Genomic DNA, 13644 nt, shown 5'->3' with positions numbered 1-13644 from the left:
TCGATCAGAAATTTGAATGATCAGTATGACCGCTGCGTAGGAAAGTGCCGGTTCTGCGTCAGATCAATTGACAAGCCATGTAGGCTTTCCTAGGGTGCGCCCATTGTTTTTACCGGGTGCAACCATGACTGCTGACGACCGTATCAAACTCGAACCGAGCTGGAAGCAAGCCCTGCGTGCCGAGTTCGACCAGCCCTATATGGCAGAGTTGCGTGAATTTCTGCGTCGGGAGTACGCCGCCGGCAAGGAAATTTACCCACCGGCATCGTTGATTTTCAATGCCCTCAACTCCACGCCGCTGGACAAGGTCAAGGTCGTGATCCTCGGCCAGGACCCTTATCACGGCCCAGGCCAGGCTCATGGTTTGTGCTTTTCAGTGCAGCCGGGCGTGCCGGCGCCGCCCTCGCTGGTGAACATCTACAAGGAATTGAAACGCGATCTGAATATCGACATCCCGAATCACGGCTACCTGCAAAGTTGGGCCGACCAGGGGGTGTTGCTGCTCAACACCACCATGACCGTGGAGCGTGCCAATGCCAACTCCCACGCAGGCAAGGGATGGCAGCACTTTACTGATCGGGTCATTGAAGTGGTCAGTGAGCACCAGCCGCATTTGGTCTTTCTACTGTGGGGCGCTCATGCCCAAGGCAAGCAGAAGCTGATTGATGCCACCAAACACTTGGTGCTGACCTCCGTCCACCCGTCGCCGCTGTCGGCTTACCGCGGTTTCCTGGGGTGCGGGCATTTCAGTCGGGCCAACAAGTTTCTTGAGCAACAGGGCGAAGCGCCGATTGATTGGCGGTTGCCGCCGGTTTAATGCGCCCAGCTGACGGGCCCCATCGCGAGCAGGCTCGCTCCCACACTGATTTGTGTACGCCGCAATATTCTGTGGGAGCGAGCCTGCTCGCGATGAAGGCGCCGCGGACGATCAGACCGAACCCGGCTTGCGAATCCAATACCTGAACAACGGCTCCGCCAGAAACAGCACAAACAGCAGTCGCATCACCTGCAACGCCGTCACCAGCGGTACCGACAGTTGCAGCGTCTCCGCCGTCAGGCTCATTTCCGCAATACCGCCGGGCATCATGCCCAAGGTCAGTGACCGCAAGTCCAGGTGGGTCAGCGTGCTCAGGCCCAGAGCCGCGAGGGTTGCGATCAGCATCGTCAACACCGTGCCGATCAGCGTTCGTCCCATGAACGACGGCGCGCGGCGGAAGAACTGCCGGTTGAAATGACAACCCAATCCGCTGCCGATCAACCACTGGCCGATCTGGCTGCCACCGTCGGGAAGGCCGATGTGCAGATCCCAGCCGATGCTCACCGCCGCACTCACCAGCAACGGTCCGAACAGCCACGGGTTGGGTTGGCGCAAACGCTCCCAGCCCCAGGCGAGCAGGGCGCCCGCCGGGAACAGCAGCGCCAGCCACAGCCAATCCACCGTGGCAGCGTGCTGCACCGGGGCGCCTTCGCCGAGCAAGTATTTGAAAGCGGCCGGTACGCACAGCACCACCACCAGTACCCGCAGGCTCTGGCCGGCAGCGACGCGGCTCAGGTCGGCGCCATTGCGGGCACCGAGGTTGACCATCTCGCCGGAACCGCCCGGCATGCTGGAGAAAAAAGCGGTGGCGCGGTCTTCGCCGGTGCGGCGCATCAGCCACACACTCACCACGCTAGACACGCTGGTGATCAGCGCGCCGAAGAAGATCAGGCCAAAATGGCTCAGCACCTGCTCCATCACCACCGGGGTGAAGTGCAGGCCGATACCGATGCCGACCACCCACTGGCCGCATTTACGGCCGCCAGGGATTTCCATCAGTTGCCACGGTGTGAGGCAGCGCACCAGGATGATCGCCAGCAACGAGCCAACCATCCAGGGCAAAGGCCAGCCGATCAGGCTGGCCAGATAACCGCCGGCCAGACCGACCAGCGGTGTTCCCCACCATTGTCTGAGTGTAGCTTTAGACATTGGCCAGGGCGCGACGTTGAGCCGAGCGACGGCGCCAGATCCGCAGCAATGGCATCAGCAGCATGATAACGGTCAATACCCAGCAACCCAGGGTGATCGGGCTCGACCAGAGGATTTCCAGAGCACCGTTGGAAATCGACAGCGCACGACGCAGGTTCTGTTCCATCAGGCCACCGAGGATGAAGCCCAACAGGACCGGCGACAACGGGAAGTCGAGCTTGCGCAGGATGTAACCGAAGATGCCGATACCGATCATCAGGAACAGGTCGAACGTGGTGGCGTGCACCGCGTAGACGCCGATCCCGGTGATGATCGCGATGACCGGTACCAATGCCCAGTTCGGCACGGCCAGGATACGGGTGAAGACGCGGATCATCGGGATGTTGAGGATCACCAGCATGATGTTGGCGACGAACAACGAAGCGATCAGACCCCAGACGATGTCAGGTTGTTGCTGGAACAGCAGTGGACCTGGAGTGATGTTGTACAGCGACAGCGCGCCGATCATCACCGCCGTGGTGCCGGAACCCGGAACACCCAGGGTCAGCATCGGCACCAACGCACCGCAGGCGGCGCCGCCGATGGCGGTTTCCGGGGCGGCGAGGCCACGCTTGTCACCTTGGCCGAACGTACCGCTTGCACCGGCGATGCGTTTTTCCGTCATGTACGCCACGGCACTGGCCAGCGTCGCACCGGCACCTGGCAACACGCCCATGATGAAGCCAAGCACGCCGCATCGCATGTTCACCCAGAACACCGACGCCGCTTCCTTGACGTTGAACATCATCCGCCCGGTGGCTTTCACCGCTTCCTGGCCGCGATGGGTCTTTTCCAGCAGCAACAGAATTTCACTGATGGAGAACAGGCCCAGCACCAGCACGACGAACTGGATGCCGTCGGTCAAATGGATATTGTCCCCGGTGAAACGGTAGACGCCGCTGTTGGCGTCAATCCCGACGCAGGACAGGAACAGCCCGATCAGCGCCGCGATGAAGGTCTTGAGCGGGCGGTCTCCGGCCATGCCGCCGAGACAGACAATGGCGAACACCATCAGCACGAAATATTCCGCCGGTCCGAAGGCAATCGCCCATTTGGCCAGCAGCGGGGCGAACAGCACCATCCCGCAAGTGGCAATGAATGCACCGAGGAACGAACTCCACGCCGACAGCGAAAGGGCGACGCCGGCCATGCCTTTGCGGGCCATCGGGTAACCGTCCAGGGTGGTCATGACGGTGGAGGCTTCACCCGGGATGTTGAGCAGGATCGAGCTGATTCGTCCGCCGTATTCGCAACCCAGGTATACGGCCGCCAGCAGGATCAGGGCCGACTCCGGTGGCAGACCGAGGGCGAATGCAATCGGGATCAGCAACGCCACGCCATTGATCGGGCCCAGGCCCGGCAGCAGGCCGACCACGGTGCCGATCAGGGTGCCGCTCAGGGCGGTAACGAGGTTGTAGGGGGTCAGTGCAACGCCAAAACCCTGGCCGAGATAATTCAGGGTATCCATATCAATTCTCCAGGACGTCGAGCAGGCCCAGGGGCAGCGGCACGTCCATCAGCTTGTCGAACAACAGATAGAGACCGATGGCCATCAGGCTGATGATCACCACGCTCGGCACCCAACGACCGCCATACAGGCGCGCCATCGGAACCCCGACCACAATGCTGGCGAGGATGAAACCCAGGGGTTCGAAGGTCCCGGCGAATATCAGCAGCAGCACTACGCAGATGCCGATTTTCTGCAGGGTCTCGCGATCCAGTTGCGGATCTTCGTCGCTGTGCACGATGGGCGTCGGACGAAACACCATATAAAGCAGGGCCAGGCTCAGCAGCCCGATCATCAGCAAGGGGAAGGCGCGCGGCCCGACCGGTTCGTAGGAAAAGGCTGCCTGGTAGGGCCAGGCCATCAGCGCGAGGCCGACGCAAACCAGCAGCAGCACTGAAGCGAAAATACGTTGGATGAGCATGACTAACTCCTGGGCGGCGCCGCAGTGATGCAGGCGCCGCCGCGAGAACAGAGGCGATTACTGGACCAGGCCAAACTCTTTGGCCAGCATCTTGTAGTCGGCCACTTGCTTCTTCACGTAGGTGTCCAGTTCCGGACCGGTCATGGCGAACGGAAACAGTTCGCGCTGGTCACGCAGCTTGGCGAAGTCTTCGGAAGCCAGCAGCTTGTCGAATGCATTTTTCCACCAGGCGTAGTCTTCATCACTGACCTTCGGCCCGAGGTAGAAGCCACGAACCACTGGCCAGACGATCTCGTAGCCTTGTTCACGGGCGGTCGGGATGTCTTTCATTTCCGGCTCATCCAGGCGCTTCTCGGCGAACACCGCCAGCAGGCGCATGTCGCCGCTCTGGATGTGTGGCATGGAGTCGGAGATGTCCGTACTGCCTACCTGAATATGGCCGCCCAGCAGGGCCGTTGCGATCTCGCCACCGCCTTCGAGCGCCACGTAGCGCAGTTTGCGCGGGTCGATACCGGCGGCCTTGGCGATCAGCGCGGTTTGCATCCAGTCCTGGCTGCCCACGGTGCCGCCGGAACCGATGACCACGGAGCCTGGATCTTTCTTCAGCGCCTGTACCAGATCATCGAGGTTCTTGTAGGGCGAATCGCTCTTGACCGCGATGGCGCCATAGCTGGTGCCAACGGCTGCCAACCAGCGAACGGCGTTTTCGTCGAAACGCCCGAATTTGCCTTGGGCCAGGTTCAGCAGCGAGCCACTGGACCAGGCCACCAGCGTGCCGGCGTCGGCCGGGCGCTGAGCGACCACTGCGTTGTAGGCCACTGCACCGACGCCGCCGGGCATGTAGGTCACACGCATCGGTTTGGTCAGCAGTTTTTCGTTCACCAGGGCGCTTTGGGCCAATTTGCACGTCAGGTCAAAACCGCCGCCAGGCGCGGCCGGGGCGATGCATTCCGGACGCTTGGGTTCGGCGAGCAACTGCCCGGCGAACATCAGGCAACCAGCGGCCAGGGCTACTTTACGCAGTGATAGGTTCATTTTTGTCTCCACAGGAGTTGTTGTTGTGTGTTGCACATTTGCCGTTGTCGGACCCTTCGGGAATCGACAGCGGGCCATCAGGAGCGATAGGTCACGTGGCGTAGACGCACAGAGACGACGGTGCAAGACCGGCGAAAGCGGCGGCGCAAGTGAAGGCGATCTGGTTGAGGCGGGAAGGGCGAGCAGGCGTCGGGGCCTGGGGCTGTATGGACAGCATGGTGAATACTCCGCTCTATTGTTCTTATTTGGCGAAAACGCTTCGGGGCGTTTTTCGTTCGCGAGGTGCCTCGCGACCGGCAGTCGAAACTTGCCGTTGGAGGACTGTAACCGGCCAACCTTTCGCTAACCTTTCAAAAGCTTTCACGATGTTTTTGGCTTCACAGAGGTGGATGCGGCTGTAAACTCCGCGCCACAGAATGGTGCCGACCATCCCTGAATCGAGGTGAAATCCAATGCGTGTCCTGCTCGTCGAAGACCATCTCCAGCTGGCCGAAAGTGTAGCCCAGGCGCTCAAGAGCACCGGTTTGACCGTGGATGTGCTGCACGACGGGGTGGCGGCTGACCTGGCTTTGAGCAGCGAGGAGTACGCGGTCGCGATTCTCGATGTGGGGCTGCCACGCATGGACGGTTTCGAGGTGCTGGCCCGGCTGCGGGCCCGCGGCAAGACCTTACCGGTGTTGATGCTGACTGCCCGTAGCGACGTCAAGGACCGGGTTCATGGCCTGAACCTGGGTGCTGACGATTACCTGGCCAAGCCGTTCGAGCTCACGGAGCTGGAGGCTCGGGTCAAGGCACTGTTGCGCCGTAGCGTATTGGGGGGCGAACGCCAGCAGCGCTGTGGTGGGTTGATTTATGACCTGGACACCCGCCGCTTCACCCTCGACGACGAATTGCTGACCCTGACTTCCCGCGAGCAGGCCGTGCTGGAGGCGTTGATCGCCCGGCCAGGGCGGGTGATGAGCAAGGAGCAGCTTGCGGCCCAGGTGTTCGGCTTGGACGAAGAGGCCAGCCCCGATGCCATCGAAATCTACGTCCACCGCCTGCGCAAGAAACTCGACGGCCATGCCGTGGCGATCGTGACATTCCGTGGCCTGGGCTACCTGCTGGAAACCCGCGATGCATAAGCCCGACAGTTTGCGTTGGCGGCTGCTCTGGAACCTGGCACTGCTGTTGGTGGTACTGATGCTCGCCAGTGGTCTGAGTGCCTATTGGAACGGTCGCGAAGCTGCGGACACGGCCTACGACCGCACGCTGCTGGCCTCCGCCCGGACCATCGCCGCCGGCCTGTCGCAACGCGACGGCAGCCTCAGCGCGGATGTGCCTTACGTGGCCCTGGATACCTTTGCCTACGACAGCGCCGGGCGTATTTACTACCAGGTCAATGACATCCACCAGAAGCTGATTTCCGGCTACGAAAACCTCCCAGGTCCACCGCCCGGTACGCCGCGTACCGACGATTACCCGGCCCTGGCGCGCTTTTATAACGCCAGCTATCAGGGGCAGGATGTGCGGGTGGTGAGCCTGCTCAAGGCGGTGAGTGAACCGAACATGAACGGCATGGCGGAGATTCGCGTGGCGGAAACCGAAGAGGCGCGGATCAGCATGGCCCGCGGCTTGATGGCCGACACACTGTTGCGCCTGGGTATGCTGGCGGTGGGCGCGCTGCTGATGGTGTGGTTCGCCGTCAGTGCCGCCTTGCGCCCCCTGGAGCGCTTGCGCACGGCGGTGGAGGAGCGTCAGCCGGATGATTTGCGGCCATTGCCCCTGGTGGAGGTCCAGCATGAACTCTGGCCACTGGTGCGGGCCCTCAACCATTTCACCGAGCGTCTTCGTGGGCAATTCGAACGTCAGGCGCAATTCATCGCCGACGCCGCCCATGAACTGCGCACGCCTTTGGCTGCGCTGAAGGCCCGGCTTGAGCTGGGGCTGCGCGCCAGCGAGCCGGCAATCTGGCGTGAAACCCTGGAAACCGCGGCCCAAGGCACGGATCGGTTGACCCATCTGGCGAATCAGTTGCTGTCCCTGGCGCGTGTCGAAAATGGTGCCCGGGCCATCGCCGAGGGCGGCGCGCAGTTGCTTGATCTCAGCCAATTGGCACGGGAGCTGGGTATGGCCATGGCCCCGTTGGCCCATGCCCGTGGCGTGGCGTTGGCTTTGGAAGCCGACGAACCGGTATGGCTGCGAGGTGAGCCGACCTTGTTGAACGAGTTGTTGAGCAACCTGGTGGACAACGCCCTGGCCCATACCCCATCGGGCGGCAATGTGATCCTGCGGGTCACAGCGCCTGCGGTGCTTGAGGTCGAGGACGACGGGCCGGGCATCCCGCCGCATGAGCGAGACCGCGTGTTCGAGCGCTTCTATCGACGCAATCAGCAAGTGGCCGGTTCGGGCCTGGGGCTGGCGATCGTCGGTGAAATCTGCCGTGCGCACCTGGCGCAAATCACGCTGCATGATGGGCAGGAGGGTGGTTTGAAAGTTAGGGTGAGCTTTATCCCCGGTTCCGATTGAACCCGAGCCAAGCCCTATTGTGGCGAGGGGATTTATCCCCGCTGGGCTGCGAAGCAGCCCCAAACTGGCGATTTAGGTGTATCAGACAGAACGCCAGGGGCCGCTTCGCGCCCCAGCGGGGATAAATCCCCTCGCCACAGGTTCAGTGCCTGAGCTCAAGTTCAGGGGCTTGAGCCTGGTTGTTTAATAAAACATCGAGCGCGCTTCTTCGATCTCCGCGCACCGGGCTTTGTTTTCCGGGTCGATGCCCAGCTTATTGAAGGCCGGTACCCCGAAGGCATCGATCCTGCCCAGGGGGTGGTCGGAGTCCTTGTAGCAATACAACGCAGCAACCTGCACCAGGTCGACGTAATCGAGTTGCTTCGAATCTCGGGTGAAGTCCAGATACAGCCCCGGCAGCTTCACCAGTCTTTCTGGAAACTCCCAAACACTGAGCAACTTGTCTCCCAGCACCGGGTGAATCGTCTCGATGACGTGATTGAGACTGACCGGGTCAGACAGCAATTCATTGTTGTCTTCGGCGTAGGTGAGAATCGGCAGTACGCCGATCTGATGCACCAGCCCACCCAGCGCGGCCTGATCGGGTTTGAGTTGCGTATAGATCCGGCACAACGCATAGCAGACACCGGCGATTTCCAGGCTTTTACGCCAGACTTCGCGCATCTTCTGTTCCACCACTTCGGAACGGGCATGGAAAATCTGCTCCATGACCAGGCCGATGGCCAGGTTGCTGCTGTAGTTGACTCCCAGCCGGGTGATGGCTGTGTGCAGGTCAGTGACTTCCTGGGTCGCACGCAGCAGTGGGCTGTTGACCACTTTTATCAGGCGCGCCGAAAGCGCCGTGTCACGACCAATCACCTTGCTCAGGTTGCTGACGCTGATTTCCGGGTCTTCGGCGGCCCGGCGAATCTGCAGGGCCACTTCCGGTAATGTTGGCAGAACCAGGTCATCGTTATCGATGGCCTCCACCAAATCCCGTTGGACCTTATCCGCCAAATCGCTCATTTCGTTTCTCTAGGGTATTACGACAAAATGCTGCGATCAGCGCTGGATTTCGCGGTCGCGGTCCAGTTCGTAAGGCAGGTCGAGCAATTGCAGGCCCGGGCCTTCCAGCGCGCCGAGGTGCAAATTGTCATCTTCTGCAGCTTCGGCCTGTACCACCGCCAGCAGTTCAATGTTTCGTTCGGCGTGAGCGGCCATCACCACTTCACCGATAGAACTGCCGTGCGTGGGTGAAAATAAGGGGGTACCAGGCTCGGGCAGTTCACCGGCATCCATTTGCAGCCGATACAGGCGCCGCTTGAGTTTGCCCAGGTACTGCATGCGGGCGACGATTTCCTGGCCGGTGTAGCAACCTTTCTTGAAGCTCACGCCGCCAACGGCTTGCAGATTGAGCATCTGCGGAATGAACAGTTCGCGGGTAGCCGGCATGACCTGGCCGATCCCGGCGCGGATCTGACCCAGCAGCCACTGGTTCAGCTCGCCCTCGGTCAACTGTTCGCGCAGCCGGGCTGACAGCGGGTCGGCCTGTTCGGCGGGCGCCCAAAGTTCGGCGCGGTTCGGAGAGACGCGAATGGCAATCAGGCCATCATGACGAACGACGCTGTCGGTCTCGGCCGGCAGCTCAAGGCCCAAGGCTGCGAGCGCCGTGTCGGCGTTCTCCAGGCCGAAGCGAGCCCAGGCGGTGCTTTCATCGGTCAGTCTGGATTTAGAGAACACGGCATACTTTTTCAGGTCCGCCAGTTGCGGTTCGAGCAATTCGCTGGCCATTGCCATCAGTACACCATCGCCTTCGAGCAGGATGCGGAAACTCGATTGCATCCGGCCCTTCTGGGTGCAGCGGGCACCGAGGCTGGCCCGGCTGTCGCTCAGGTAGTTGAGGTTGCAGGTCAATTGGCCTTGCAGGAATTTGCCAGCGTCCACGCCGCGGACCGCGAGAACGCCTTCGTGGGACAGGGTGCAGAAAAAAGCGGAATCAGCCATGGGTCATCGCAGGGTAAAAAGTCTGGTGGACATCATAAGGGGGCGCCCTTGAAATGGGTAGTTCACAAAGGATCGGTGGTGCCTGACCCGAGCCGTCTGTTCCATCGCGGCGGGGCCTGTATACTTGCGCTCTATTTGAGGAGCGCTCCATGGTCGAAGATGTTGAACTGAATCGCCTTTACTGGCACAGCCGCCGCGGCATGCTTGAGCTTGACGTGTTGCTGGTGCCGTTCGTGAAAGAAGTTTATCCCCACCTTAACGACGTCGACCGTGCGTGCTACGTGCGTCTGCTCGAGTGCGAGGATCAGGACATGTTCGGCTGGTTCATGGAACGCAGCGAATCCGAAGACCCGGAGCTGCAGCGCATGGTTCGGATGATTCTGGACCGTGTCCAGCCCAAGTAATCGCTTTGAATGCCGCTGGCAGGCTTCCGGGCAACTGCTGGCGGCCTATCTCCTGGCCCAGGCCTTCGCCTTGGGTTCGTTGTTGCTGTTGTCCGTCCCGTTCTGGTTAATCAGCCTCGGCGTGCTGCTGTGCCTGGCCCATGGTGCCTGGACGCTACCGCGGCATCTATTGTTGACCCACCGTCAGGCTTTTTGCCGGTTGCGTCGTGACGCCGATGGCTGGCAGCTGTGGAACAGGGCATCTGGCTGGCAGGCGGTGCAATTGCGCCCTGACAGCCTGGCGTTGCCGATGATTATCGTGCTGCGTTTTCGCCTGCGGGGGGAGTGGCGGGTCCGCTCGCTGTGTGTGCCCCGCGATGCGCTGGCGCCGGATCTGCATCGGCGCCTGCGGGTTCGGCTCAAATTCAGCCGGCGTAGGTGGGCGGCACCAGGATAGTGTCCAACGCTTCGGGCAGCAGGCCCGGGTAGTCGAGCGTGTAGTGCAGCCCGCGGCTTTCCTTGCGTTCCATGGCTGAACGAATCATCAGTTCAGCGACCTGGGCCAGGTTGCGCAACTCGATCAGGTCGCGGCTGACCTTGTAGTTGCTGTAGAACTCATCGATTTCATCCAGCAACAGCCGCACCCGATGCTGCGCCCGTTGCAGGCGTTTGTTGGTGCGCACGATGCCGACGTAGTCCCACATGAAGCGCCGCAGTTCGTCCCAGTTGTGAGCGATGATCACATCTTCGTCCGAGTCGGTGACCTGGCTGGCGTCCCACGAGGGCAGGGCGGATGGGGCGGCGATCTGTGGCAATTGCTCAAGAATGTCCGCTGCCGCCGAGCGGGCGTAGACGAAACATTCCAGCAACGAGTTGCTGGCCATGCGGTTGGCGCCATGCAGGCCGGTGAAGCTGGTTTCGCCAATGGCATACAGGCCCGGTACGTCAGTGCGCCCTTGTTGGTCGACCATCACCCCTCCGCAGGTGTAATGCGCCGCTGGCACCACCGGAATCGGTTGCTTGGTGATGTCGATGGAAAACTCCAGACAACGCTCGTACACCGTGGGGAAATGGCTCTTGATGAATGCTTCGGGCTTGTGGCTGATGTCGAGGTAGACGCAGTCGATGCCCAGGCGCTTCATTTCGTGGTCGATGGCCCGGGCGACGATATCCCGGGGCGCCAGTTCGGCGCGGGAATCGAAGCGCTGCATGAAACGCTCGCCGTTAGGAAGTTTCAGGTGAGCACCTTCGCCGCGCAGGGCCTCGGTGATCAGGAAACTCTTGGCCAGCGGATGGTAGAGGCATGTGGGGTGGAACTGATTGAACTCCAGGTTCGCCACCCGGCAGCCTGAACGCCAGGCCATGGCAATGCCGTCCCCGCATGCGCCGTCGGGGTTGCTGGTGTAAAGGTAGACTTTCGCGGCACCGCCGGAGGCCAGGATCACGAAGCGGGCGCCGTAGGTGTCGACCTCCCCGGTGCCACGGTTGAGCACGTAGGCACCCAGGCACCGATCACCGTCCAGACCCAAGCGTTTTTCGGTAATCAGATCGACCGCGACGCGTTGCTCCAGAAGCTCGATATTGGGCCGCTGGCGGGCTTGGGCCAGCAACGTCTTGAAAATCGCCGCACCGGTGGCATCGGCAGCGTGAATGATGCGCCGATGGCTGTGACCGCCCTCGCGGGTCAGGTGAAACTCGAAACCACCGTCTTCGGTACCGGATTGCTCGTCACGCGTGAAGGGGACGCCCTGGTCGATCAGCCACTGTATGGCTTCCCTGCTGTGTTCGACGGTGAAACGCACGGCTTCTGGATTGCACAGGCCGCCCCCGGCATTGAGGGTGTCATCGACATGCGATTCAATAGTGTCGGTGTCATCCAGCACGGCCGCGACGCCACCCTGGGCCCAGAATGTCGAACCGTTGGCCAGGTCGCCTTTGCTCAGTACTGCGATGCGCAGATGCTCAGGCAGTGTCAACGCCAGGCTCAATCCGGCGGCGCCGCTGCCGATTACCAGAACATCGTGTTGGAACTGTTGGCTCATTCGAAAGGTTTCCGCTCAAAACGACCCGGGTCGGGGTTGGCGCAAGACATCCGTTTCAATGGGGTCAGGCAGCCATGCAGCCCACTAGTATATAGAGAGGGGGATCGGCACAATAGCGGCGTATTCATGGCAATGTGAAACCAGAATGACACAACCGTGACGCTTCGTCGGATCACGATTTTGGTGGATGGGCGACAAGGCGACCGTTTCGAGGATGAAAGGCTGTTTATCTCGTCAGGGTTGCTCGATGTTCCACACACAAGGCTATAAATAGTTGGAACTTTTGCCGAGCGACTGGGTTCAATAGACGGTTGTCTGCAAAAGGGAACAGCGTCGGGTTGGTGCAAGATTAGGATTTGAATCTTTGCCGACAGGCCCGGCGACAGATTATTCGCGCAGCCGGGGAATCTCGTGCTGCGTTTTTCGTGCGTGCCGGATCAGAGCGCGCCGGAAACTTGCTTGGAGGGGAGAACTTTTGCGAAAAGCCCGAGTCTATGGTTGCAAGCCCGGTCGATTAGTAATGCAAGCCTCCTTCGAGCTTATCGAGGAGTGTTCATGCTAACCCAGGAAGAGGATCAGCAACTGGTCGAGCGCGTTCAACGCGGCGACAAGCGAGCTTTCGATCTGCTAGTGCTGAAATACCAGCACAAAATTCTCGGGTTGATCGTGCGTTTTGTGCACGACACCCATGAAGCCCAGGATGTTGCTCAGGAAGCCTTCATCAAGGCTTACCGTGCGCTTGGTAATTTTCGCGGAGACAGCGCGTTTTACACGTGGCTTTACCGCATCGCCATTAACACGGCGAAAAACTATCTGGTTTCACGCGGCCGCCGGCCGCCGGATAGCGATGTGAGTTCTGAAGATGCAGAGTTCTATGATGGCGATCACGGCCTCAAGGATCTTGAATCACCGGAACGAGCGTTGCTGCGGGATGAGATCGAAGGCACTGTCCATCGGACCATCCAGCAACTGCCCGAAGATTTGCGTACGGCTCTAACTTTACGTGAATTCGACGGTCTGAGTTACGAGGACATTGCCAGCGTCATGCAGTGTCCGGTGGGTACCGTGCGCTCCCGGATTTTCCGCGCTCGGGAGGCCATCGATAAAGCCCTGCAACCTTTGTTGCAGGAAAACTGAGACAGCGGCGACAGCCAAGAGAGGAACGCCATGAGTCGTGAAGCCCTGCAGGAATCGCTGTCCGCAGTGATGGATAACGAAGCGGACGAATTGGAATTGCGTCGGGTACTCAATGCCTTCGACGATGTTGAAACCCGTGAGACCTGGGCTCGTTACCAGATCGCCCGGGCTGTCATGCACAAGGACCTGCTGCTTCCGCGTCTGGACATCGCTGCGGCTGTATCTGCTGCTCTGGCTGATGAAGCTGTTCCGGCCAAAGCCTCCCGCAGCCCTTGGCGCAGCCTGGGTCGTCTTGCGGTTGCCGCTTCGGTTACGGTGGCCGTGCTGGCCGGGGTTCGCCTCTACAACCAGGATGAGATCGCCGGTGTGCAAATGGCCCAGCAGTCCAATCAGCCTGGCTTGGCCGCTCCACAGGTCAAGGGCCCGGCAGTGTTGGCCGGTTATAGCGAAAGCTCGGAAGTCGCCGGTCCAATGGCCAACGGTGTGCTGCAAGGCCAACCAGGCTGGCATGATCAGCGTCTGCCCAACTACCTGCGTCAGCATGCCCAGGAAGCAGCCCTGAAAGGTACTGAAAGCGCGCTGCCTTACGCCCGTGCAGCCAGTCTGGAAAACCGCTAAGGAGG

15 protein-coding genes are annotated in these 13644 nt (G+C 60.8%); 7 read left to right on the top strand and 8 right to left on the bottom strand.

Features of this window, described 5'->3' with window-relative positions; translation table 11 throughout:
• Positions 1 to 124 precede the first annotated feature (124 nt).
• Positions 125 to 817 (top strand): uracil-DNA glycosylase, encoded by a 693-nt coding sequence (gene ung, locus HQ912_RS20910; protein WP_047227983.1) that lies wholly within the window; start codon positions 125 to 127, stop codon positions 815 to 817.
• 111 nt (positions 818 to 928) lie between these two features.
• Here the strand turns inward: ung and HQ912_RS20905 are convergent, their stop codons facing one another.
• The 5 genes from HQ912_RS20905 to HQ912_RS27910 all read right to left on the bottom strand — a co-directional run bounded on the left by HQ912_RS20905 (position 929) and on the right by HQ912_RS27910 (position 5185).
• On the bottom strand, positions 929 to 1966 hold the full coding sequence (locus HQ912_RS20905) for an AbrB family transcriptional regulator (protein ID WP_047227982.1): 1038 nt from the start codon (positions 1964 to 1966) through the stop codon (positions 929 to 931).
• Positions 1959 to 3473 carry a tripartite tricarboxylate transporter permease gene (locus HQ912_RS20900; protein ID WP_047227981.1) on the bottom strand — a complete coding sequence of 505 codons (1515 nt, stop codon included), beginning with the start codon at positions 3471 to 3473 and terminating at the stop codon, positions 1959 to 1961. Before HQ912_RS20900 ends, HQ912_RS20905 begins: the two co-directional genes overlap by 8 nt.
• 1 nt (position 3474) lies before the next feature.
• Positions 3475 to 3933 (bottom strand): tripartite tricarboxylate transporter TctB family protein, encoded by a 459-nt coding sequence (locus tag HQ912_RS20895; RefSeq protein ID WP_092397315.1) that lies wholly within the window; start codon positions 3931 to 3933, stop codon positions 3475 to 3477.
• A 57-nt stretch (positions 3934 to 3990) separates the two neighbouring features.
• The gene (locus tag HQ912_RS20890) at positions 3991 to 4968 is read right to left on the bottom strand and encodes a Bug family tripartite tricarboxylate transporter substrate binding protein (RefSeq protein ID WP_047227979.1); all 978 of its coding nucleotides are present in this window, start codon (positions 4966 to 4968) and stop codon (positions 3991 to 3993) included.
• Between the two features lie 91 nt (positions 4969 to 5059).
• Positions 5060 to 5185 (bottom strand): hypothetical protein, encoded by a 126-nt coding sequence (locus tag HQ912_RS27910; RefSeq protein ID WP_256676726.1) that lies wholly within the window; start codon positions 5183 to 5185, stop codon positions 5060 to 5062.
• Between the two features lie 235 nt (positions 5186 to 5420).
• On the opposite strand from HQ912_RS27910, the gene HQ912_RS20885 reads away from it, so the two are divergent.
• Together HQ912_RS20885 and HQ912_RS20880 are read left to right on the top strand one after the other, a co-directional pair.
• Positions 5421 to 6092 carry a response regulator gene (locus HQ912_RS20885; protein ID WP_047227978.1) on the top strand — a complete coding sequence of 224 codons (672 nt, stop codon included), beginning with the start codon at positions 5421 to 5423 and terminating at the stop codon, positions 6090 to 6092.
• Entirely contained in the window at positions 6085 to 7476 is a 1392-nt protein-coding gene (locus HQ912_RS20880) for a sensor histidine kinase (protein WP_047227977.1), read from the top strand. Before HQ912_RS20885 ends, HQ912_RS20880 begins: the two co-directional genes overlap by 8 nt.
• Before the next feature lie 183 nt (positions 7477 to 7659).
• On the opposite strand, the gene HQ912_RS20875 is transcribed toward HQ912_RS20880, so the two are convergent.
• Together HQ912_RS20875 and HQ912_RS20870 are read right to left on the bottom strand one after the other, a co-directional pair.
• Positions 7660 to 8481, bottom strand: coding sequence for an HDOD domain-containing protein (locus HQ912_RS20875; RefSeq protein WP_047227976.1), 822 nt, complete (start codon positions 8479 to 8481; stop codon positions 7660 to 7662).
• A 36-nt stretch (positions 8482 to 8517) separates the two neighbouring features.
• Entirely contained in the window at positions 8518 to 9459 is a 942-nt protein-coding gene (locus tag HQ912_RS20870; protein WP_076385965.1) for a YgfZ/GcvT domain-containing protein, read from the bottom strand.
• 149 nt (positions 9460 to 9608) lie between these two features.
• Between HQ912_RS20870 and HQ912_RS20865 the strand changes: the two genes are divergently transcribed.
• Together HQ912_RS20865 and HQ912_RS20860 are read left to right on the top strand one after the other, a co-directional pair.
• Positions 9609 to 9863: a succinate dehydrogenase assembly factor 2 gene (locus tag HQ912_RS20865; RefSeq protein ID WP_007930227.1), complete on the top strand. Its 255-nt coding sequence runs from the start codon at positions 9609 to 9611 to the stop codon at positions 9861 to 9863.
• A complete protein-coding gene (locus tag HQ912_RS20860) occupies positions 9847 to 10299 on the top strand; it encodes a protein YgfX (protein WP_047227974.1) in 453 nt (150 codons plus the stop codon). The genes HQ912_RS20865 and HQ912_RS20860 overlap by 17 nt, the downstream gene beginning before the upstream one ends.
• Here the strand turns inward: HQ912_RS20860 and nadB are convergent.
• Entirely contained in the window at positions 10268 to 11884 is a 1617-nt protein-coding gene (nadB, locus tag HQ912_RS20855; protein WP_047227973.1) for an L-aspartate oxidase, read from the bottom strand. The two genes, HQ912_RS20860 and nadB, sit on opposite strands and share 32 nt — an antisense overlap.
• Before the next feature lie 555 nt (positions 11885 to 12439).
• On the opposite strand from nadB, the gene rpoE reads away from it, so the two are divergent.
• Positions 12440 to 13021, top strand: coding sequence for an RNA polymerase sigma factor RpoE (gene rpoE, locus HQ912_RS20850; protein WP_003172477.1), 582 nt, complete (start codon positions 12440 to 12442; stop codon positions 13019 to 13021).
• Between the two features lie 30 nt (positions 13022 to 13051).
• Complete coding sequence (locus tag HQ912_RS20845) at positions 13052 to 13639, top strand: sigma-E factor negative regulatory protein (protein ID WP_047227972.1); 588 nt, start codon at positions 13052 to 13054, stop codon at positions 13637 to 13639.
• Positions 13640 to 13644: the final 5 nt, after the last annotated feature.

The sequence above is a fragment of the Pseudomonas sp. MPDS genome, from assembly GCF_013283895.1.
GTDB classification, from domain to species: Bacteria; Pseudomonadota; Gammaproteobacteria; order Pseudomonadales; family Pseudomonadaceae; genus Aquipseudomonas; species Aquipseudomonas rhizophila.
The sequence above is the reverse complement of the archived record's forward strand: the minus strand, read 5'-3'. Positions and strand labels throughout refer to the sequence as shown.